The organism is Burkholderia sp. AU15512, assembly GCF_002223325.1.
Lineage (GTDB): Bacteria > Pseudomonadota > Gammaproteobacteria > Burkholderiales > Burkholderiaceae > Burkholderia.
The window spans coordinates 292625-314304 of record NZ_NKEX01000004.1; the positions used below are offsets into that span (position 1 = coordinate 292625).

The window sequence follows — 21680 nt, forward strand, 5'->3', positions numbered from 1 at the left end:
CCGTCATGAGTCCCGTCGCTAAATCGTCACGACATCGAGGACGGTGTTCGTGGCCTCCTTGAAGTCGTAGGGCAGCATGCCGAGACGGCCATCGTCCGGTTGCCCGGCATCCGTGCCTTTTCCCGTCCGGGGCGAGGCGAGCCCCGCACTCGGGCGGATCGGATTCCGTGCCGCGCTGCCTCGCGAGGCACCGCGAACGCCGCGCCCGACATTCGTCAGGACTACGTCGGAATCCTTCGTACGAACCAGACCGCGCGCCGCGACGTCATTGCTCGCGGCAACGCGCTGTTTCGTCGAATCGAAATGAAAGGGGACCGGCGACATCGGCACGCTGCCCGCATCGCCGGGCACCCGTGCCGGCCTGCGTCGATCGGCGCGCACGGTCGCTGTCACGCCACGACCGGCGGCCTGCTGTGCTGCAACCTGCGTGCCCGCTGCCTGGCCGTTCGCCAGGCCAACCGCGTTGATTTCCTCGATCGCCAAACGTGCCCCGTTTACCTTGTCCTTGCCCCATTGCGCGATGCGGCACGCAAAGGGTGCCGCACGACCGGTTCCGGCGACGCGCACGCCGCTGGCCGGCGGTGCCGCGAACACCGCAGCCTCCCTCCCCGCCTCGTCGTCGCTCTTTTTGCTGCAGCCGGCAAGCATTGCAACCGGTGCGGCGACGGACATGGCGTAAGCCAACTTCACATGCATTGAGTGGTCTCCCGCGCCTTGCCAAAATCCCGATTTCAAAGCCATTCAGGCCTGAAAACGGGCGCATTGTAACTCCATTTATAGGACGCCAATAATCCTGATTCGATGGGGTTTTCCTGCATTGCAACCAATTTTGACAGGCGCTTGGAAGCGCGCAGAGCAACCCGGTTGCACCATTGATCCGAATAATGGTTGCGATTGCGAATTCGACAGGCAAAAAAAAGCGCGCCGTCAGGCGCGCTTCGGTGTTCCGCGGGTGCGATGCGGCAATCAGGCGGCGGGTGGCAGGTTCAACCCGCGCGGCAGCGGAAACGACACGTTTTCCTCGATGCCGTCGAGCGCGCGCACATTGCGCACACCGAGTTCGCGCAGCCGTGCGATCACGGCCTGGGCGAGCACTTCGGGGGCCGACGCGCCGGCCGTCACGCCGATGCGACGCTTGCCTGCGACCCATGCCGGATCGATCTGGTCGGGTGCATCGACCATGTACGCGTCCACGCCGCGCTTCTCGGCCACTTCGCGCAGGCGGCTCGAATTCGAGCTGTTCGGGCTGCCGACGACGATCACGACATCGCACTGCGGCGCCATGAACTTCACGGCGTCCTGGCGGTTCTGCGTCGCGTAGCAGATGTCCTGCTTCTTCGGCTCGCGGATCTTCGGATACTTGGCCTTCAACGCGCCGATGATCTCGGCCGCGTCGTCGACGGACAGCGTCGTCTGCGTGACGAGCGCGATGCGTTCGGGATCGGCGAGCTCGAGCTTCTGCACGTCCTCGACGCTCTCGACGAGATGCATGCCGCGCTCGACCTGCCCCATCGTGCCTTCGACTTCCGGATGGCCCTTGTGCCCGATCATGACGATGTCGACGCCGTCCTGGCGCATCTTCGCCACTTCGACGTGCACCTTCGTGACGAGCGGGCAGGTTGCGTCGTAAATGCGCAACCCGCGCACGTCGGCCTCGTCGCGCACGGCCTTCGACACGCCATGCGCGCTGAAGATCACGGTATTGCCGGCCGGCACTTCCTCGAGTTCCTCGACGAAGATCGCGCCTTTCTTCTTCAGATCCTCGACCACGTACTTGTTGTGGACGATCTCGTGACGGACGTAGATCGGCGCACCGTGCATCGCGATGGCGCGCTCGACGATCTCGATCGCGCGATCGACGCCCGCGCAGAAACCGCGCGGCTGGGCCAGCAGGATTTCGGCATCGGCGGCGACGGTCTGCCCGGACAGCGTATCGGTGGTGCTCATGATTACAGGATTCCGATGATTTTCACTTCGAACGTGAGCGCTTGGCCCGCGAGCGGATGATTGAAGTCGAACAGTGCCGAGGTTTCGCTGACTTCCTTCAGCACCCCCGCGTATCGGCCGCCGTCCGGCGCGTTGAACTCGATCAGTTCGCCCGGCGTGAAATCGTCGCCGACCATCCCGTTCTCGCGCAGCGTCGACAGCGTCACGCGCTGGAGCATGTCGGGATTCCGGGGACCGAACCCCTGGTCGGGGGCTAGCTGAAAAGTCGAATGGTCGCCGACCCTGAGGCCGATCAGAATCTGTTCCAGCGACGGCGCCAGTTGCCCCGCGCCGAGCAGCAACGTGGCCGGCTTGTCGGTGAAGGTGTTGACGATATCGGCGCCGTCGGCGAGTGCCAGCCGGTAATGCAATGTGACGTGGGAACCGGGCTTCACTTCGGATAGATCGATGAGGCTCATGAATTACTCGTTCAGTCGGCGCCCGATACGGCCGAAAGGCCCGGCGCAAAACCAATATTGTAAGTCACCTGAGCGCGCAAGGCGGAAAGTGCGACGACGTCGCGCACACCGCCCGCCGCCAATGGAGTTTCAAGCATGCTGTCACCCTGCCCAGCCTTGCCGCCCGTCGAATGCCGCGACAGCACCGATCTGCCGGCCGATCCGCCCGGCCGCGTCATCCCGATCCACCGGCGCAAGCGCCGCCTGCGCGGCTGGCGGCCCGAGCGGCCACGCGAGCGACTGCTGGAGCGCGGGCCGGCGGCGCTGACCGACGACGAACTGGTCGCCCTGCTGCTCGGCACGGGCAAGCCCGGGCACGACGTATTCACCACCGCCCGCGCACTGGTCAAGCAGTTCAAGTCGTTGCACGGATTGCTCGAGGCGACCACCGGCGATTTCGAGGCACACCCCGGCATCGGCCCCGCGCGCGCCGCGCGACTGGTCGCCGTCATCGAGATCGCGCGTCGCATGCTGAAGGAGAAAGCGCACGAGAAGAAGCCGATCGATTCGCCCGGCGCGGTCGAGGACTACCTGCGGCTGAAGATCGGCGCGCGTCCGTACGAAGTGTTCGCCGCGGTCTACCTCGACGCGCGCCACGGCCTGATCGACATGGAGGAAATCACGCGCGGCTCGCTGACGCGCATGGCCGTCTACCCGCGCGAGATCGTGCGACGCGCGATCGCATACAACGCAGCGGCACTGATCGTTGCCCACAACCATCCGTCGGGCGCGGTGCAGCCGAGCGCGGAGGATCGCCGCCTGACCCGCGTGCTGCACGACGCGCTCGCGCTCGTCGATGTCAGGCTGCTCGATCACGTCGTGATCGGCACCAGTGATACTTTTTCGTTCGCACGGGCCGGTTGGATGTAGACTGTGCGGTTGCGGCCCGCCCAACGGCGCCGCAACGGCGATGCGAAATTAGGTTTGATTTTTCTGAACTTTTTCTGCTAGAATCGCCGTCTGTCTTTTTTCCAACCAGTTCTAGCCATCGAAGGGCCTTGTCTGTAAGGGCTTCGGCGTTCTGAGTGCAGCCATGGATCACGTGGCGGTACGATGGAACCTTCATCGGCGATCGAACCCCGAATTTAGCGTATTAGGAGTGCTCTCATGGCACGCGTATGCCAAGTAACTGGGAAAGCGCCGATGAGCGGCAACAACGTTTCCCACGCCAACAACAAGACCAAGCGTCGCTTCCTGCCGAACCTGCAAAACCGCCGGTTCTGGGTTGAGAGCGAAAACCGCTGGGTGCGCCTGCGCGTCTCGAACGCCGGCCTGCGCCTGATCGACAAGAACGGCATCGATTCCGTGCTCGCTGACCTGCGCGCACGCGGCGAAGCCTAAGCCCAAGGAGCACAATCATGGCAAAAGGCGCACGCGACAAGATCAAGCTTGAGTCGACCGCTGGTACGGGTCACTTCTACACGACCACGAAGAACAAGCGCAACATGCCGGAAAAGATGGCGATCAAGAAGTTCGATCCCGTCGTCCGCAAGCATGTGGAATACAAAGAAACCAAGATCAAGTAATCTCCGGTTTCTGCCAGCCTGACGGCGACCGAAAAGCCCCGCACATGCGGGGCTTTTTGTTTTGCGCGCACGCTCCGGCGCGACGCGGTATGCTCTTCCCTTTCCGCGGCCACGGCTGCCGGAACGCACAAGATCAAAAGCGTAACGATGGAGATGCAGCATGAAATTCGACGTGGCGATCGTCGGCAGCGGCCTGGCAGGGCTGTCGGTCGCACTCAACCTGGCCAGCACGCGACGTGTCGCGCTGATCGCGAAACGGTCGATGATGGAGGGCGCGAGCGATAACGCGCAAGGCGGCATCGCGGCAGTCCTCGATTCGGCGGACAGCATCGAGAACCACGTCGACGACACGCTGGTCGCCGGTGGCGGCTTGTGCGACGAAGGCGCGACGCGCTATATCGTCGAGCACGGCCGCGAAGCGATCGAATGGCTGATCTCGCAGGGTGTGCCGTTCACGAAGGACGACGCGGCCGAGCTCGGCTTCCACCTCACGCGCGAAGGCGGCCACAGCCACCGCCGGATCATCCACGCGGCCGACGCGACCGGCCATGCGGTGCTCGCCACGCTGTCGGCGCGTGCACGCCAGCATCCGAACATCACGTTCTTCGAAAACCACCACGCGATCGACCTGATCACGTCGGACCGGCTCGGCCTGCCCGGCCGCCGCTGTCACGGCCTGTACGCGCTCGACGTCGACAACGACCGCACGATCACGATCGAGGCGCCGCATACGGTGCTCGCCACGGGCGGCGCCGGCAAGGTCTACCTGTACACGACGAACCCCGACACCGCGACCGGCGACGGCATCGCGATGGCGTGGCGCGCAGGTTGCCGCGTGTCGAACATGGAATTCATCCAGTTCCACCCGACCTGCCTGTTCCATCCGTATGCGAAGTCGTTCCTGATTTCCGAAGCCGTGCGCGGCGAAGGCGGCCTGCTGAAGCTGCCCGACGGCACGCGCTTCATGCCCGCGCACGATCCGCGCGCCGAACTCGCGCCGCGTGACATCGTCGCGCGCGCGATCGACTTCGAGATCAAGAAGCGCGGGATCGACTGCGTGTATCTCGACATCAGCCACCAGCCGGAAGCGTTCCTGCGCGAACACTTCCCGACGATCCACGCGCGCTGCCTCGAATTCGGCATCGACATCGCGAAAGAGCCGATTCCCGTCGTGCCGGCCGCACACTACACGTGCGGCGGCGTCGTCACCGACCTCGCCGGGCGCACCGATCTCGCGGGCCTGTATGCGGTCGGCGAAACGTCGTATACGGGGCTCCACGGCGCGAACCGGCTCGCGAGCAACTCGCTGCTCGAATGCCTCGTGATCGGCCGCGCGGCGGCCGAGGCGATCGAAGCGGCCGGCTTCGATGCCGAAACGCCGGCCACGCTGCCCGCGTGGGACGAAAGCCGTGTGTCGGATGCGGACGAGGAAGTCGTCGTTGCGCACAACTGGGACGAGCTGCGCCGCCTGATGTGGAACTACGTCGGCATCGTGCGCACCGACAAGCGCCTCGAACGCGCGAAGCACCGGCTGTCGCTGCTGCGCGACGAGATCCAGGAGTACTACGCGAACTTCCGCGTGACGCGCGACCTGCTCGAACTGCGCAACCTCGTCGACGTGGCGACGCTGATCGTGAAGAGCGCGCACTCGCGCCGCGAAAGCCGCGGGCTGCACTACAGCCGCGACTGGCCGAACTCGCTGCCGAAGGCGCTGCCGAGCGTGCTCACGCCGCGCGCGCGTCGTTGAGCGGCACACCCTTCCCGGTTGCGGCCGCACAGGAAAAAAGCCGTTGGCGTTTGCGCGCCAACGGCTTTTTTGTCTGATCGAGCGCGTTCGGTCAGTCGACGATCCGCATCGAATAGTCCGTCGCGCGCACGTCCTTCGTCAGCGCGCCGATCGAGATGCGATCGACCCCCGTTTCCGCGAACGCACGCACCGTATCGAAATTGACGCCGCCCGACACTTCGAGCACGGCCTTGCCGTTCGCCACGCGCACCGCTTCACGCATCATGTCGAGCGTGAAGTTGTCGAGCAGCACCGACTGCGCGTGATGTGCGAGCGCCGTATCGAGTTGTGCAAGCGTCTCGACTTCGACCTGCACGGGCACGCCCGAGTCCAGCGCAAACGCCGCGTCGAGTGCCTCGCCGACACCGCCTGCCGCCGCGATGTGGTTTTCCTTGATCAGGATGCCGTCATACAGCGCGAGGCGCTGGTTCTCACCGCCGCCGACGCGCACCGCATACTTTTGCGCGAGCCGCAGGCCCGGCAGCGTCTTGCGCGTATCGAGGATCTTCGCGCGCGTGCCTTCGACGCGATCGACATAACGACGCGTCGCGGTCGCGACGCCCGACAGCAGCTGCAAGAAGTTCAATCCGTTGCGCTCGGCCGTCAGCAGCGCGCGCGCCGGCCCTTCGAGTTCGCAGACGGTCGAATCGGGCGACATACGATCGCCTTCGCGATAGCGCCACTGCACGACGATCGCCGGATCGATCCGGGCAATCACGGCCTCGAACCACGGCACGCCGCACAACACGGCCTCCTCGCGCACGATGATGCGTGCACGGCGACGTCCGCCGCCCGGTACGAGCCGCCCGGTCCGGTCGCCGGTGCCAACGTCTTCCGCGATCGCATCGGCCACGTTGCGCGCGATCGCATCGTCGAATGCCGCGCCGTACTGCTCGCGGACGATGTTGAAGAGCGGGGATACTGCGGCGCTCGCGCCGCCTTCCGCCGGGCCGCCCCCAAGGGGGGGGGCCGCCCCCTCGGGGGCCAGCGAACGAATGTGAGCGTGGGAGCTATTCATTACGCAGCCCCCACGTTCGCGAACAGTTGCTGGTCACGCTGCAGATCGCCGCTCGCCTGCACGCGCTTCTTGTGCGCGGCCGCGAAATCGAGCATCCGGTCGATCGGCAGGCGTGCGCGCTCGCCGATCGCGGGATCGACGAAGATCTCGTTGTGACCGCGTTCGAGCACGTCGGCGAGGTTCGCGAGGCCGTTCATCGCCATCCACGGGCAGTGCGCGCAGCTCTTGCAGGTGGCGCTGTTGCCGGCCGTCGGCGCGGCGACGAAGGTCTTGCCGGGCGCCGCAAGCTGCATCTTGTGCAGGATGCCGAGATCGGTCGCGACGATGAAGTGCGTCGCGTCGAGCTTGACCGCCGCATCGATCAGCTGCGTGGTCGAGCCGACCACATCGGCCTGCGCGACGACGTTTTCCGGCGATTCCGGGTGGACGAGCACCTTCGCGTCCGGATACTCGGCGCGCAGCAGGTCGAGCTCGATACCCTTGAATTCGTCGTGAACGAGGCACGAGCCTTGCCACAGCAGCATGTCCGCGCCGGTTTTCTTCTGGATGTAGCTGCCGAGATGGCGATCCGGCGCCCAGATGATCTTCTCGCCGCGCGCGTGCAGGTCGGCCACGATCTCGAGGCCGATCGACGACGTGACCATCCAGTCCGCGCGCGCCTTCACGGCGGCGCTGGTATTCGCGTAGACGACGACGGTACGGTCGGGATGCGCATCGCAGAACGCCGAGAATTCGTCGACGGGGCAACCGAGGTCGAGCGAGCAGGTCGCGTCGAGATCGGGCATCAGGATGCGTTTGTTCGGGCTCAGGATCTTCGCGGTTTCGCCCATGAAGCGCACGCCGGCGACAACCAGCGTCTGGGCGTCGTGGTCACGGCCGAAGCGGGCCATTTCGAGCGAATCGGCGACACAGCCGCCGGTTTCGTCGGCGAGTTCCTGCAACTCGGCGTCGACGTAGTAGTGCGCGACCAGCACGGCCTTTTCGCGCACGAGCAATGCCTTGATGCGCGCTTTCAGCGCGGCCCGCTCTTCGGCGGACGGTGCATCGGGCACCTTGGCCCAGGCCTGCCCCACGCCGCACACGGTCCCTGCTGCAACGGGCCGGTCGTACTCGACGGGTTTGATCGTCGATTGCATCTCCATATCTCCTGTCGACCAGCGTTAGCGCTTTAGCGCTTACGCTGGTCCCATGCTTCGCGGTCGATCAGCGTTAGCGCTTTAGCGCTTACTCCGATCCCATGCTTCGCGGTCGACCCGAGTTAGCGCGTTAGCGCCCACTCCGATCCCATCCCCTGCGTTCGCCCCGGAGCAACACTTCCACGTTGCCCCAAGCCTCATACCAATCCGGCCCTGCCGATCACCATTCAAAAACCGGCGGACCAAATAAAAAACCCCGCCAACGCGGGGTTTTTGACGTCCTTAGATTCTAATCGATTTCGAATCAGGCGTAGCGGCGCAGGCGCGTCGCAAATTCCTGCAGCGCCTTGATACCGCTTTGTTCTGCGCGATGGCACCAATCCTGCAATTGCGCGAGAAGCTGTTCGCGCGATGCGGTCGAACGATCCCAGATCGCGGCGAGATCCTGGCGCAGCTGGAAGTAGGTTTGCAGCTTCTGGCTGTTCGCGAAGATTTCCGGCAGCAGCTTCTTCTGCGGCTCGTCGAGGCCGTCGGCGTCCTTGTGGAACCACTTGCGCGCGCCGCGCATCATCTGGTACTTCTCGCCGCCGATTTCCTTCAGGTGCGCAAGCTCCTGGCGGTACGCACGCTTCACGGCCTTGCCGTAGCGCGCCATCACTTCGTAGCGGTTCGACAGCACGGCCTGCAGCGTTTCCTGGTCGAGCACCGTCTTCGGCTTGTTCAGGCGCGGCGTCGGCGCGACCTTCTTCACCTTCGCGAGACCGAACGCCGACATGATGCGGATGTACATCCAGCCGATGTCGAACTCGTACCACTTGTTCGACAGCTTCGCCGACGTCGCGAACGTGTGGTGGTTGTTGTGCAGCTCTTCGCCGCCGATCACGATGCCCCACGGGAACAGGTTCGTGCTCGCGTCGGCCGAGTTGAAGTTGCGATAGCCCCAGAAGTGACCGAAGCCGTTGACGACGCCAGCCGCCCAGAACGGAATCCAGACCATCTGCACGGCCCACACGGTCAGGCCGATCACGCCGAACAGCGCGACGTCGATCACCATCATCAGGCTGATGCCGAGAATCGGGTATTTCGAATAGACATTGCGCTCCACCCAGTCGCTCGGCGTGCCGTGTCCGAACTTGCGCATCGTCTCTTCGTTCTTCGCTTCCGCGCGATACAGCTCGGCGCCTTCGAGGAACACCTTCCAGATGCCGCGCGTTTGCGGGCTGTGCGGATCTTCCTCGGTCTCGCACTTCGCGTGGTGCTTGCGGTGAATCGCGGCCCACTGGCCGGTCAGCATGCCGGTCGTCATCCACAGCCAGAGGCGGAAGAAGTGGCTCGCGATCGGATGCAGCTCAAGCGCGCGGTGCGCCTGGCAGCGGTGCAGGTAGACCGTCACGCCGATGATCGTGACGTGCGTGACGGCGAGCGCGAACAACGCGACCTGCCACCACGAGAAATGCAGGAGCCCGTGGGAAAGAAAATCGAGCAGGGAATTCAACAAGGCAGTTACCTGTGATGAGAGCGACGCCGGCACGCGCCGAGCGTCAGAAAAATGAAAGCATACCGCGTGTAGACCAGAATTTTACTTCAACCGTTCCAAGTCTTTGTAAAAAATGAACATTTTCTTGCCCTGACGCAACAAACCCAGTCCATGGGCGGACTGGGAAAGGCCCGCGATCCGGTTCCGGCCGCGGGGTCGATACGATTGACGACCAGCGCGCGTCATGCCGCCGGTGTGTGCCCGTCCGCGGCGCCGTTGCCGGCCGTCACACCCGTGGCGGGAAAGGCGTCGGGCAACCCGACGACGCGCACCTCGCGCTGCGGGAACGGAATCGAAATCCCGTGCTCGCTGAACAGGCGCCAGATGTTCCGGTTCACGCTCGAACGCACGCCGGACGTGCCTTTCGCCGAATCCTCGATCCAGAAACCGAGCTCCAGGTCGATCCCGTCCGCCCCGAAACTCACCAGATACGGGGTCGGAGCAGGCTCCGCCAGCACGCGCGGCACGCCCTTGGCCGCATCGGCGAGCAGCGTGAGCGCGTGCTCGACGTCGCTCGTATACGCGACCTGCACGGCGACCTTCGCGTAGCCGCGCGTCAGGTACGACGACTGGTTCTGCACGACGTCGGTGATCAGCTTTTCGTTCGGGATCAGCGTCTCGTTGCCGTCGAGGCCGCGCACGACCGTGTAGCGCGTGCGGATCTGCGTGACCACGCCCTGCAAACCGCCGACGCTGATCGCGTCGCCGAGCCGCAGCGAGCGGTCGAGCAGGATGATGAAGCCCGACACGTAGTTGCTGGCGATCTTCTGCAGCCCGAAACCGAGGCCGACACCCACCGCGCCGCCGAACACGCCGAGCACCGTCACGTCGATGCCGACCAGCGACAACCCGATCAGGATTGCCGCGAACACGAGCAGCGCGCGGCCGACCCGCGACAGCACGACCTTCAGGTTCGCGTCGAGCGTACTCGCACGTGTGAGGCGATCCTCGAGCACCGAGCCGAGCCACATCGCGACCATCAGCGTCACGCACACCCACAGCGCGCCGGAAATTACCGACAGCAGCGTGAGATGAGCATTGGCGACACGGAACTGCACGCTGTCGAGCCAGCCGAGCACGTCACGCTGGATGCCGAGCACGGTCAGCACCATCGCGGCCCACACGACGGTCGACACGATCTTCTCGACGATCGACAGCCATGCATGCGTGTGGCCGTCGCGCGCGAACACGCGCCGCGCAAAGAAGAACAGCACGTAGATCAGCCCGATGCCGAACAGCGGCACGAGCGCGAGCGACAGCAGCGACGTCGACATGAACGGGTCGAACGCGAGCTGCGCGCCGCCCACGAACAGGCCGCCGAACAGCGGGAACAACGCGCGCTTCAGGCTTTGCGCGCCCGCGCCGGGCGCACGTCCGGCCGCCCGGCGGCGCGCGTCGATCCGGCCGTGCACGAAGCGCGCGGCCACCCATGCGAAGCACAGCGCGCCGATGAGGATCGCCGCCTGCCAGATCATCACCGGCTGGTGGAAATCGCGGATGACCAATGCCAGCCGGTGCGACAGCAGGCGGCTCTGCAGATTCTCCATCGTCCGTCCAGCCCGCCGTTACTGCGCAGCGCGCCGTTCGAGCACCGCGGCGAAGAAGCCGTCGGTCGCGTGGCGATGCGGCCACAGCGACAGGTAGTCGCCCGTCTCGAGCTCGATGCGCTGGTCGTCCAGCACCTTCTGCGCCGGCACCAGCACGAAGTCGGGATGGTCGGCCAGGAACTGTTCGACGATGCGTTCGTTCTCGGCGTCGAGCACGCTGCAGGTCGCGTAGACGAGCCGGCCGCCCTTCTTCACCAGGCGGGCGGCGCTCGCGAGAATCGACGCCTGCTTCGGCGTCAGCTCGTCGATCGCGGTGCGCGTCTGGCGCCACTTCAGGTCCGGGTTGCGGCGCAGCGTGCCGAGCCCGCTGCACGGCGCATCGACCAGCACGCGGTCGATCTTGCCGGCGAGCCGCTTGATCTTCGCGTCGTGTTCGCTGTCGATCAGCACGGGGTTCACGTTCGACAGGCCGCTGCGCGCGAGGCGCGGCTTCAGCTTCGCCAAGCGCTTCTCCGACACGTCGAACGCGTAGAGGCGCCCGGTCGAGCGCATCATCGCGCCCAGCGCGAGCGTCTTGCCGCCCGCCCCCGCGCAGAAATCGACGACCATCTCGCCGCGGCGCGGCGCGACCAGCGAACACAGCAGCTGGCTGCCTTCGTCCTGCACCTCGATCGCGCCTTCCTCGAACAGCCTCAGGCGCGTCAGCGCCGGCTTGCCGACCACGCGCACGCCGAACGGTGAAAACGGCGTCGCGCCCGCATCGATGCCTTCCGCGCGCAGTCCGTCGATGACCTGGTCACGGCTGGCCTTCTGCACGTTGGCGCGCAGGTCGAGCGGCGCCGGGTAGTTCAGCGCGGCCGCGAGCTGCGCGAGCTCGTCGGCGTCGAAACGGGCCGACAAGGCCTGGTGGATCCAGTCGGGCAGGTTCGTGCGGATGCGCACCGGCAGGCTCGCCGGATCGATCTTCGACACGTGCTCGAGCCATGCGGACTCGGTGTCGGACAGGAACGGCTTCAGCGCATTGCGGCCAGCCGTCTGCATCAGGCCGAGCAGCGTGAGGCGCCGCGCGGGCGTGCCCGTGCCGCTCTCGGCGAGATGCGAAAACTCCATCTTGCGGCGCAGCACCGCGAACACGGCCTCGGCGATCACGCCGCGCTCGGCATGCCCGAGCTTCGGATGCGCGCGGAAGAACCGGCTCGTCGTCGCATCGGCGGGGCCGGCGAACTTCAGCACCTCGGCCAACAAAGTCTCGGTCTGGCCGATCAGGAATCCGTGCAGTTTCATACGCCCTCACTCGTTTCGGTATGCGGTTGATCCGCGAAAATCCAGCGCGCCTCTTCCGGCGCCACCACTGCACGGCCGTTCTCGAGGCGCAGACGCCCCTCGATGAACCAGCGCACCGCGCGCGGATACAGCACATGCTCGACCGTCAGCACACGCTGCGCGAGCGCGGCCGCGTCGTCGCCCGCGCGCACGGGCACCGCGCCCTGCGCGACGATCGCGCCGCTGTCGAGTTCGGGAATGACGAAATGCACGCTCGCGCCATGTAGCGCGACCCCTGCGTCGAGCGCCTGCTGGTGCGTGTGGATGCCCTTGAAGCTCGGCAGCAGCGACGGATGGATGTTCAGCAGCCGGCCTTCATATCGTCTGACGAATGCGGGCGTGAGAATGCGCATGAAGCCGGCGAGGACCACGAGATCGGGCGCGAATCGGTCGATCTCGGCGGCGAGCGCCGCGTCGAAGCTGTCGCGGCCGTCGAACGACCGGTGGTCGACCACCGCCGTCGCCACCCCGTGCGACGCGGCAAATGCCAGGCCGGCCGCGTCGGGCCGGTTGGCGATCACGGCCGCAACCTCGGCCGGCCAGCGTTCCTGCGCGCACGCGCGGACGATGGCCTCCATGTTGCTGCCGCGACCGGAAATCAGGATCACGAGTTTTTTCATCCGCGAATTTTACCATTCGCCCCCGCGTTTCCCCCCTTCTCGGCCGCCGGCCCGCCCGAACGTTTATAATCTTCTGCTTTGCGGCATCCCACCGCCCATTCCCCCGACGCTGCATCCGCTATCGTGAAAGTCTTCCGCGGCCTGCCCAACGCCGAGAGCCGCGCCCCGTGCGCGCTGACGATCGGCAACTTCGACGGTGTCCATCGCGGCCACCAGGCCCTGCTCGCGCGCGTGCGCGCGGCAGCGGACGCGCGCGGCCTGCCCGTGTGCGTGATGACGTTCGAACCGCACCCGCGCGAATTCTTCAACCCGGCCGGCGCGCCGCCGCGCATCGCGATGCTGCGCGACAAGCTCGAGGCGCTGCGCGATCACGGCGTCGACCGCGTGGTCGTCGAGCATTTCAACCACACGTTCGCGAGCCAGTCGCCGCAGGCGTTCGTCGAACGCACGCTGGTGAACGGGCTGCACACGCGCTGGATGATGGTCGGCGACGATTTCTGCTACGGCGCGAAACGCGCGGGCACCTTCGACACGCTGCAGGCAGCCGGCGCGCAATACGGCTTCGAGGTCGAGCAGATGGGTACGGTGGCCGGCAGCGACGGCACGCGCATCTCGAGCTCGGGCGTGCGCGCCGCGCTCACGGCCGGCGATCTCGATGCGGCCGCGCAGGCGCTCGGCCATGGCTATGCGATCAGCGGCCACGTCGCGCACGGGCTGAAGCTCGGCCGCGACCTCGGCTTCCCGACGCTGAACCTGCCGATCGCACACAAGCGGCCGGCGCTCGCGGGCATCTTCGTCGTGCAGGTGCACGGCCTCGGCCCCGCCCCGCTGCCGGGCGTCGCGAGCCTCGGCCTGCGCCCGACCGTCGACGATTCGGGCCGCGTGCTGCTCGAAGTCCACCTGCTCGACTGGCACGGCGATGCCTATGGCAAGCTCATCCGCGTCGAATTCCTGAAGAAGCTGCGCGACGAGGCGAAATTCGACGATCTCGAGACGCTGTCGCGCGCGATCGCGCTGGACGTCGCGAATGCGCGTGCGTACTTCATCGAGCGCGACCGTGCGCCGGGCAGCCGCGCCACGGGCTTCGCGACGTCGGCCACCGACCGAATTAGCTGATCCGGACGGCGGCGCCCCGCGCCGCACCCTCGCGCCGCCCAGTCGCGCGCATACCCGATTCACGACGCTCGCGCGTCCCCCGAGATTGAGATAGCGATTCCATCATGAGCAACAAGAAAGCCGATTCGAAACCGCAGGCCAAGTATCCGGTCAACCTGCTCGACACGCCGTTCCCGATGCGCGGCGACCTGCCCAAGCGCGAGCCGCAGTGGGTCAAGGAATGGGAAGAGCGCGGCATCTACGAGAAGATCCGCGCGGCCAGCGCCGGCCGGCCGAAGTTCATCCTGCACGACGGCCCGCCGTATGCGAACGGCGACATCCACCTCGGCCACGCCGTCAACAAGATCCTGAAGGACATCGTCGTCAAGTCGCGCAACATGGCCGGCTTCGACGCGCCGTACGTGCCGGGCTGGGATTGCCACGGGATGCCGATCGAAATCCAGATCGAGAAGCAGTTCGGCAAGTCGCTGCCGGCGGCCGAAGTGATGAGCAAGGCGCGCACGTACGCGACCGAGCAGATCGAGAAGCAGAAGGTCGGCTTCAAGCGCCTGGGCGTGCTCGGCGACTGGGCCAACCCGTACAAGACGATGAACTTCGTGAACGAGGCGGAAGAGCTCCGCGCGCTCGGCAAGATCATCGAGAAGGGCTACGTGTATCGCGGGCTGAAGCCGGTGAACTGGTGCTTCGACTGCGGCTCGGCGCTCGCGGAAGCGGAAGTCGAGTACAAGGACCGCACCGATCCGACGATCGACGTGATGTTCGCGTTCGCGGAACCGGAAAAGACCGCGCAGGCGTTCGGCCTGCCGGCGCTGCCGCGCGCCGAAGGCGGCATCGTGATCTGGACCACCACGCCGTGGACGATCCCCGCGAACCAGGCGCTGAACCTCCATCCGGAAATCGTCTACGCGCTGGTCGACACCGAGCGCGGGCTGCTGATCATCGCGGAAGAACGCGTCGAAGCCTGCATGACCGACTTCAAGCTGACGGGCCGCGTCGTGGCGACCGCGCCGGGCGTGAAGCTCGCGGGCCTGCGCTTCCACCACCCGCTCGCGTCGGCTCACCCCGGCTACAAGCGCACCGCACCCGTGTACCTCGGCGATTACGTGACGACCGACACGGGTACCGGCGTCGTGCACTCGTCGCCCGCATACGGTATCGAGGACTTCGTGTCCTGCAAGGCACACGGGATGACCGACTCGGACATCATCAACCCGGTGATGGGCGACGGCCGCTACATCGAATCGCTGCCGCTGTTCGGCGGCCTGTCGATCTGGGACGCGAACCCGAAGGTCGTCGACGCGCTGAACGCGGCTGGCTCGCTGCTGCGCAGCGAGCACTACAAGCACAGCTACATGCACTGCTGGCGCCACAAGACGGCGATCATCTACCGCGCGACGTCGCAGTGGTTCGCCGGCATGGACGTGACGCCGCGCGACGGCGGCAAGACGCTGCGCGAAACCGCGCTGGAAGGCATCGACGCGACCGCGTTCTACCCGTCGTGGGGCAAGCAGCGCCTGTTCAGCATGATCGCGAACCGTCCCGACTGGACGCTGTCGCGCCAGCGCCAGTGGGGCGTGCCGATGGCGTTCTTCGTGCACAAGGAAACCGGCGAGCTGCATCCGCGCACGCTCGAGCTGCTCGAGGAAGTCGCGAAGCGCGTCGAGCAGTCGGGCATCGAGGCGTGGCAGACGCTCGACCCGCGCGAGCTGATCGGCGACGACGCGAACCTGTACGAAAAGAACCGCGACACGCTCGACGTGTGGTTCGATTCGGGCACGACGCACTGGCACGTGCTGCGCGGCTCGCACAAGGATCAGTTGCAGTTCCCGGCCGACCTCTACCTCGAGGGCTCGGACCAGCACCGCGGCTGGTTCCACTCGTCGCTGCTCACGGCGTCGATGATCGACGGCCGCGCGCCGTACAAGGGCCTGCTGACGCACGGCTTCACGGTCGACGGCGAAGGCCGCAAAATGAGCAAGTCGCTCGGCAACGGCATCGACCCGCATGAAGTCGCGAACCGTCTCGGCGCGGAAATCATCCGCCTGTGGATCGCGTCGACCGACTACTCGGGCGAGCTCGCGATCTCCGAGGAGATCCTGAAGCGCGTGACCGAAGGCTACCGCCGCATCCGCAACACGCTGCGCTTCCTGCTCGCGAACCTGTCGGACTTCGACTTCGCGCAGCATGCCGTGCCGGTCGACGAATGGCTCGAGATCGATCGCTATGCGGTCGCGTTCTCGCAGCAGCTTCAGACTGAGCTGCTCGGCCACTACGAGAAGTACGAATTCCACCCGGTCGTCGCGAAGCTGCAGACGTACTGCTCGGAAGATCTCGGCGGCTTCTACCTCGACGTGCTGAAGGACCGCCTGTACACGAGCGCGGCCGATTCGCGCGCACGCCGTTCCGCGCAGACGGCGCTGTACCACCTGACGCACGGCCTGCTGCGCGTGCTCGCACCGTTCCTGTCGTTCACGGCGGAAGAAGCGTGGAAGGTGTTCCAGCCGGCCAGCGACACGATCTTCACGGAAACCTACTACGCGTATCCGGAAGTCGACGGCTCGGCCGCGCTGATCGAGAAGTGGGCGCTGCTGCGCGAGGTGCGCGGCAACGTGACGAAGGCGCTCGAGGAAGCACGCACCGCGAACCGCATCGGTTCGTCGCTGCAGGCCGAAGTCGCGGTGCACGCGAGCGGCGCACGCTACGACGCGCTCACGAGCCTCGGCGACGATCTGAAGTTCGTGCTGATCACGTCGGCCGCGACGGTCGTCAGGGTCGATGACGAAGCACAGGAAAGCGTCGACGTGGCTGCGTCGACGTACCAGAAATGCGAGCGCTGCTGGCACTACCGTGAAGATGTCGGCGCGCATGCCGATCATCCGACGCTGTGCGGCCGCTGCTTCTCCAACCTGTTCGAAAACGGCGAAATCCGGAGCGCTGCTTAACCATGGCGAAGACCCTGTCGAAACCGGCCAGCGGCGCGCTTGCGCCCTGGCTCGGCATTTCGCTGATCGTGATCCTGTTCGACCAGCTGTCGAAGATTGCGATCCTGAAGACGTTCGCGTACGGCGCGCAGCACGAGCTGACGTCGTTCTTCAACCTCGTGCTGGTGTACAACCGCGGCGCCGCGTTCGGCTTCCTGTCGACCGCGGGCGGCTGGCAGCGCTGGGCGTTCACCGCGCTCGGCATCGCCGCGACGCTCGTGATCTGCTTCCTGCTGAAGCGTCACGGCCAGCAGCGGTTGTTCAGCCTGTCGCTCGCGATGATCCTCGGCGGTGCACTCGGCAACGTGATCGACCGGCTCGTCTACGGCCATGTGATCGACTTCCTCGATTTCCATCTCGGCGCCTGGCACTTCCCGGCGTTCAACCTCGCCGATTCCGCGATCACGGTCGGCGCGGTGCTGCTGATCTACGACGAACTGCGTCGCGTGCGCGGCTCGCGCTAAGCGCGCATACTCGGCGTCGACGGCCGGCTTCGCGCCGGCCGTTCCGTTTGACCCTTGGAGGCCTGAGTTGGCACACGCAGAACTCGCAGGAAAACACCTCGTTCTCGGCCTGACCGGCGGCATCGCCTGCTACAAGATCGCCGAGCTCACGCGGCTGCTCGTGAAGGCCGGCGCGACCGTGCAGGTCGCGATGACCGAAGCCGCCACCCAGTTCATCACGCCCGTCACGATGCAGGCGCTGTCGGGCCGGCCCGTCTACACGAGCCAGTGGGACGCGCGCGTCGGCAACAACATGGCGCACATCGACCTGTCGCGCGAAGCCGATGCGATCGTGATCGCGCCCGCGTCGACGGATTTCCTCGCGAAGCTCGCGCACGGGTTCGCGGACGATCTGCTGTCGACGCTGTGCGTCGCGCGCGACTGCCCGCTGCTCGTCGTTCCCGCGATGAACCGCCAGATGTGGCAGAACCCGGCCACGCAGCGCAACGCAGCGCAACTGCGCGCGGACGGCGTGTCGGTACTCGGCCCGGATTCGGGCGCGCAGGCGTGCGGCGAAGTCGGCGACGGCCGCATGCTCGAGCCCGAGGCGATCTACGAAGCGATCGTCGCGCACTTCGCGCCGAAGGTGCTCGCGCACCGGCGCGTGCTGATCACGGCCGGCCCGACGTTCGAACCGCTCGACCCGGTGCGCGGCCTCACGAACCGCTCGAGCGGCAAGATGGGCTTCGCGCTCGCGCGCGCCGCGCAGCAGGCCGGCGCCGACGTGCATCTCGTCGCGGGGCCGGTGGCGCTCGACACGCCGTGGGGCGTCTACCGCCAGGACGTGCAGACTGCGCAGCAGATGTACGACGCGGTCATGCATGCGGTCGCCGATGCCGACATCTTCATCGCGGTGGCTGCAGTCGCCGACTGGCGCGTCGCCCAGCCGGCCGAGCACAAGATGAAGAAGACGGCCGACCGCAAGATGCCCGAGCTCGCGTTCGTCGAGAACCCCGACATCCTCGCATCGGTCGCGGCGCTGCCCGATCCGCCGTTCTGCGTCGGCTTCGCGGCCGAAAGCGGCGACCTCGACGTGCACGGCGACGAGAAGCGCAAGCGCAAGAACGTGCCGCTGCTGGTCGGCAACCTCGGCCCGCTGACGTTCGGCCGCGACGACAACGAAGTCGTGCTGTTCGAGGCCGCCGGCCTCACGCGCCTGCCGCGCGCACCGAAGGACGAACTCGCGCACACGCTCGTCGCGGAAATCGCGAAGCGCCTGCCCGACAACCGCCTGATCTGATCTCCCGCGCGGCGGCCGTTGCCGCCGCGCCCTTCCCGACTCATCCGACGACCGCATGAAACTCGACCTGAAGATCCTCGACGCGCGCATGCGCGACTACCTGCCCGCCTACGCGACCACCGGCAGCGCGGGCCTCGACCTGCGTGCGTGCCTCGATGCACCGGTCACGCTGCAGCCGGGCGAGACGACGCTCGTGCCGACCGGCCTCGCGATCCATCTCGCCGATCCCGGCTACGCGGCGCTGATCCTGCCGCGCTCGGGCCTCGGCCACAAGCACGGCATCGTGCTCGGCAACCTCGTCGGCCTGATCGATTCCGACTACCAGGGCCAGCTGATGGTCTCGACGTGGAACCGCGGCCAGACCGAGTTCGTGCTGAATCCGTTCGAGCGGCTCGCCCAGCTCGTGATCGTGCCGGTCGTGCAGGCGCAGTTCAACATCGTCGACGACTTCGCCGAAAGCGATCGTGGCGAGGGCGGCTTCGGCAGCACCGGCCGTCACTGAACGACGCAACGAAAAAAGGGGCCGCGGCCCCTTTTTTTCAATCCTTCGCCGTCATTCCTCGACGGGTTGTGCAATCCGCGCGGGCGTCAGGTCGCGCTGCCGCGAATGAGCCACGATCGCGTAGATCACCATCGCGACCAGCACGCCGAGCAGCACGGCCGACGAGCCGATCGTGCCGAGCGCGAGGCCGCCCTTCGCCACCGGCTTCGTCAACAGGTCGCCGACCGTCGCGCCGAACGGGCGCGTGAGCACGAACGCGGCCCAGAACAGCAGCACGCCGGAGATCCGCGTGAAATAGTGCGCCAGCACGATCACCGCGAGCAGCCCGCCGATCAGCAGCGCGCCGCCACCGAAGCCGAGCCCCGAGCTGTCCGCGAGAAAGTCACCGAGCGCAGTGCCGAGCGTGTTCGAGAACAGGATCGCGATCCAGTACAGCAGTTCGACCTTGCGCGTGCGGATCAGGTCGACCGACAGCGATTCGCCGCTGAGGCGCCACACGGCGAAGATCGCCAGCAGGATCGCGACGAGAATCGACGAGCCGGCCGCATAGCCGAGGCCGAGCGTGCGGTCCATGAAGTCGGACATCGTCGTACCGGCCGTGCTCGTCGCGACGATCACGGCCCAGTAGATCGCCGGGCGATAGCGGGTCGTCCTGAGCTGCGCGCCCAGCGTCACGAGAAAGAAGCCGAACAGCAGGATGGAGCTCACCGCGTAGCCGACGTTCAGCGTCATCGACAGCAGGTCGCCGCCAGTTTCGCCGAGCGTCGTCGCGCAGATCTTCATGATCCAGAACGCGAGCGTAATTTCGGGAAGTTTGTTCATTCGAACCCCTTTTGCAGGAAAGCGGCAAGCCGGCGCATGCCGGCCGGCCTTGCAGACAGGATCGAATTTAATCGCCGCGGGCTTAACGCAACCTTAGCGAACGGGAAATCGGCGCGTGCGGGCCGCGCCGCGCCCCTCAACGCGCGTGCTGGTGGCGGTAATGCAGCGCGTACGCAAGCGTGAGCAGCACGACGAACACGACGCCGACCACCATCGTCATCCGGAATTCGCGCGTGAACGCGGTCGTGAACAGGATCGCCGCGACGAGCCCCGCGCCGAGCAGGCTGCCGAACGGGTGCCCCCACATCCGGAACGCGAGCGCGGGGCCGCGATACTGCGAACGGAAGCGCAGGTGCGTGACGAAGATCATCAGCCACGTGAACAGGGCGCCGAACATCGCGATCGCCATCATCACGGTGAACGCGGTGTCGGGCGCCAGCGCAACCAGCACGGCCGCCACCGCGACGCCGCTCGTCGAGATCCACAGCGCCGCGCGCGGCACGCCGTTCGTGCCGAGCCGGCCGAACACCGCGGGCGCGAGCCGCGCGCGCGACAGGCTGAACATCATCCGCGTCGTCACGTAAAGCTGGCTGTTCATCGCCGACAGCGCCGCGATCAACAGCACGAAGTTGATCACGCCTGCCGCATACGGCACATGAGTCGCGGCCATCACCTTCACGAACGGGCTTTCGTCGGTGCCGGCCTGCGTCCACGGCACGATCGCGAGCATCAGCGACAGCGTCAGCAGGTAGAACAGCACGAGCCGGAACACGGTCGAGCGGAACGCGCGCGTGACCGCGTGCTGCGGATCACGCGCCTCGCCGGCCGCGATCGCGACCGCTTCGATGCTCATGTAGCTGAAGATCGCGACGATCACCGCGACCCAGGTGCCCCACGGCCCCTTCGGCATGAAGCCGCCGTGCGCGGTGTAGTTCGCGAACCCGACGCCCGATGCGGCCGGCGCCGACCACACGAGATAGGCGCCGAGCACGATGAACACGACGATCGCCGCGATCTTCAGCAGCGAGAACGCGTATTCGACCGTGCCGTACAGCGTGACGCTCGCGAGGTTCACGGCGATCAGCAGCGCGGAGAAGCCGATCACCCAGTACCAGCCGGGCACCGCCGGGAACCAGTACTTCATGAACACCGCGATCGCGCTGATCTCGGTGCCGATCGCGAACACGACCGCGAACCAGTACGCATAGCGCACCAGGAAACCCGCCAGCGGGCCGACATAGTGCTCGGCATACGCGCCGAACGAGCCGGCCGTCGGATGGGCGACCGTCATTTCCGCGAGCGCGCCCATCAGCAGCAGCGCGATCAGTGCGCCGATCGCATACGAGACCAGCACGCTCGGGCCGGCGAGCCCGATCGCGAACCCGCTGCCGAGAAACAGCCCCGTGCCGATCGCGCCGCCGATCGCGATCATCGCCATCTGCCCAGACGTCAGCGCATGGCGCAAACCCTGTTCGCGCGCGACGATGTCGTCGAACGTCCGTTGTTGTTGTGTCACTGCGTTGCCACTCCCCTGCACCACCACCGCGCCGCCGGCGCCAGATAAAACGAAACGGCGCGG

At 66.3% G+C, this 21680-nt stretch carries 21 protein-coding genes; 9 read left to right on the forward strand and 12 right to left on the reverse strand.

Features of this window, described 5'->3' with window-relative positions; translation table 11 throughout:
- Positions 1-18 precede the first annotated feature (18 nt).
- From CFB43_RS13945 to CFB43_RS38820, 4 genes are all read right to left on the reverse strand, one after another.
- Positions 19-696, reverse strand: coding sequence for an amino acid-binding protein (locus CFB43_RS13945; protein ID WP_089495477.1), 678 nt, complete (start codon positions 694-696; stop codon positions 19-21).
- 270 nt (positions 697-966) lie between these two features.
- Positions 967-1947: a 4-hydroxy-3-methylbut-2-enyl diphosphate reductase gene (gene ispH, locus CFB43_RS13950; RefSeq protein ID WP_011352949.1), complete on the reverse strand. Its 981-nt coding sequence runs from the start codon at positions 1945-1947 to the stop codon at positions 967-969.
- Positions 1948-1949: 2 nt separating this feature from the next.
- Positions 1950-2405, reverse strand: coding sequence for an FKBP-type peptidyl-prolyl cis-trans isomerase (locus tag CFB43_RS13955; protein WP_089495478.1), 456 nt, complete (start codon positions 2403-2405; stop codon positions 1950-1952).
- 11 nt (positions 2406-2416) lie between these two features.
- Positions 2417-2542 carry a hypothetical protein gene (locus CFB43_RS38820; RefSeq protein WP_256989988.1) on the reverse strand — a complete coding sequence of 42 codons (126 nt, stop codon included), beginning with the start codon at positions 2540-2542 and terminating at the stop codon, positions 2417-2419.
- On the opposite strand from CFB43_RS38820, the gene radC reads away from it, so the two are divergent.
- From radC to nadB, 4 genes are all read left to right on the forward strand, one after another.
- Entirely contained in the window at positions 2541-3314 is a 774-nt protein-coding gene (radC, locus tag CFB43_RS13960; protein ID WP_089495479.1) for a RadC family protein, read from the forward strand. The two genes, CFB43_RS38820 and radC, sit on opposite strands and share 2 nt — an antisense overlap.
- Before the next feature lie 237 nt (positions 3315-3551).
- Positions 3552-3785, forward strand: coding sequence for a 50S ribosomal protein L28 (rpmB, locus tag CFB43_RS13965; protein ID WP_004186391.1), 234 nt, complete (start codon positions 3552-3554; stop codon positions 3783-3785).
- A 17-nt stretch (positions 3786-3802) separates the two neighbouring features.
- Entirely contained in the window at positions 3803-3970 is a 168-nt protein-coding gene (gene rpmG, locus CFB43_RS13970; protein ID WP_006478046.1) for a 50S ribosomal protein L33, read from the forward strand.
- A 160-nt stretch (positions 3971-4130) separates the two neighbouring features.
- A complete protein-coding gene (nadB, locus tag CFB43_RS13975; protein WP_046544591.1) occupies positions 4131-5717 on the forward strand; it encodes an L-aspartate oxidase in 1587 nt (528 codons plus the stop codon).
- A 91-nt stretch (positions 5718-5808) separates the two neighbouring features.
- Here nadB and nadC read toward each other — a convergent pair whose 3' ends face one another.
- The 6 genes from nadC to purN form a co-directional block, all read right to left on the reverse strand.
- A complete protein-coding gene (nadC, locus tag CFB43_RS13980) occupies positions 5809-6774 on the reverse strand; it encodes a carboxylating nicotinate-nucleotide diphosphorylase (protein WP_256989989.1) in 966 nt (321 codons plus the stop codon).
- Positions 6774-7910 (reverse strand): quinolinate synthase NadA, encoded by a 1137-nt coding sequence (gene nadA, locus CFB43_RS13985; RefSeq protein WP_089495889.1) that lies wholly within the window; start codon positions 7908-7910, stop codon positions 6774-6776. The genes nadC and nadA overlap by 1 nt, the downstream gene beginning before the upstream one ends.
- A gap of 304 nt (positions 7911-8214) precedes the next feature.
- A complete protein-coding gene (locus CFB43_RS13990) occupies positions 8215-9408 on the reverse strand; it encodes a DesA family fatty acid desaturase (RefSeq protein ID WP_089426146.1) in 1194 nt (397 codons plus the stop codon).
- 221 nt (positions 9409-9629) lie between these two features.
- Complete coding sequence (locus CFB43_RS13995) at positions 9630-10994, reverse strand: mechanosensitive ion channel family protein (protein WP_089495480.1); 1365 nt, start codon at positions 10992-10994, stop codon at positions 9630-9632.
- Positions 10995-11012: 18 nt separating this feature from the next.
- Positions 11013-12278, reverse strand: coding sequence for an RsmB/NOP family class I SAM-dependent RNA methyltransferase (locus tag CFB43_RS14000; RefSeq protein ID WP_089495481.1), 1266 nt, complete (start codon positions 12276-12278; stop codon positions 11013-11015).
- The gene (purN, locus tag CFB43_RS14005) at positions 12275-12937 is read right to left on the reverse strand and encodes a phosphoribosylglycinamide formyltransferase (RefSeq protein ID WP_039368183.1); all 663 of its coding nucleotides are present in this window, start codon (positions 12935-12937) and stop codon (positions 12275-12277) included. The genes CFB43_RS14000 and purN overlap by 4 nt, the downstream gene beginning before the upstream one ends.
- Before the next feature lie 123 nt (positions 12938-13060).
- Between purN and CFB43_RS14010 the strand changes: the two genes are divergently transcribed.
- From CFB43_RS14010 to dut, 5 genes are all read left to right on the forward strand, one after another.
- Complete coding sequence (locus CFB43_RS14010; RefSeq protein WP_089440845.1) at positions 13061-14053, forward strand: bifunctional riboflavin kinase/FAD synthetase; 993 nt, start codon at positions 13061-13063, stop codon at positions 14051-14053.
- A 104-nt stretch (positions 14054-14157) separates the two neighbouring features.
- Complete coding sequence (gene ileS / locus CFB43_RS14015) at positions 14158-16995, forward strand: isoleucine--tRNA ligase (RefSeq protein WP_089495482.1); 2838 nt, start codon at positions 14158-14160, stop codon at positions 16993-16995.
- Between the two features lie 2 nt (positions 16996-16997).
- Positions 16998-17498, forward strand: a complete 501-nt coding sequence (gene lspA, locus CFB43_RS14020; RefSeq protein ID WP_069248662.1) for a signal peptidase II — start codon at positions 16998-17000, stop codon at positions 17496-17498.
- Between the two features lie 67 nt (positions 17499-17565).
- Entirely contained in the window at positions 17566-18777 is a 1212-nt protein-coding gene (coaBC, locus tag CFB43_RS14025; RefSeq protein ID WP_089495483.1) for a bifunctional phosphopantothenoylcysteine decarboxylase/phosphopantothenate--cysteine ligase CoaBC, read from the forward strand.
- Between the two features lie 55 nt (positions 18778-18832).
- Entirely contained in the window at positions 18833-19279 is a 447-nt protein-coding gene (gene dut, locus CFB43_RS14030) for a dUTP diphosphatase (RefSeq protein ID WP_021160741.1), read from the forward strand.
- A gap of 51 nt (positions 19280-19330) precedes the next feature.
- Here dut and CFB43_RS14035 read toward each other — a convergent pair whose 3' ends face one another.
- Positions 19331-20101 carry a COG4705 family protein gene (locus tag CFB43_RS14035; protein WP_089495484.1) on the reverse strand — a complete coding sequence of 257 codons (771 nt, stop codon included), beginning with the start codon at positions 20099-20101 and terminating at the stop codon, positions 19331-19333.
- Positions 20102-20237: 136 nt separating this feature from the next.
- Positions 20238-21617: an amino acid permease gene (locus CFB43_RS14040; protein WP_089495485.1), complete on the reverse strand. Its 1380-nt coding sequence runs from the start codon at positions 21615-21617 to the stop codon at positions 20238-20240.
- Between the last annotated feature and the right edge of the window lie 63 nt (positions 21618-21680).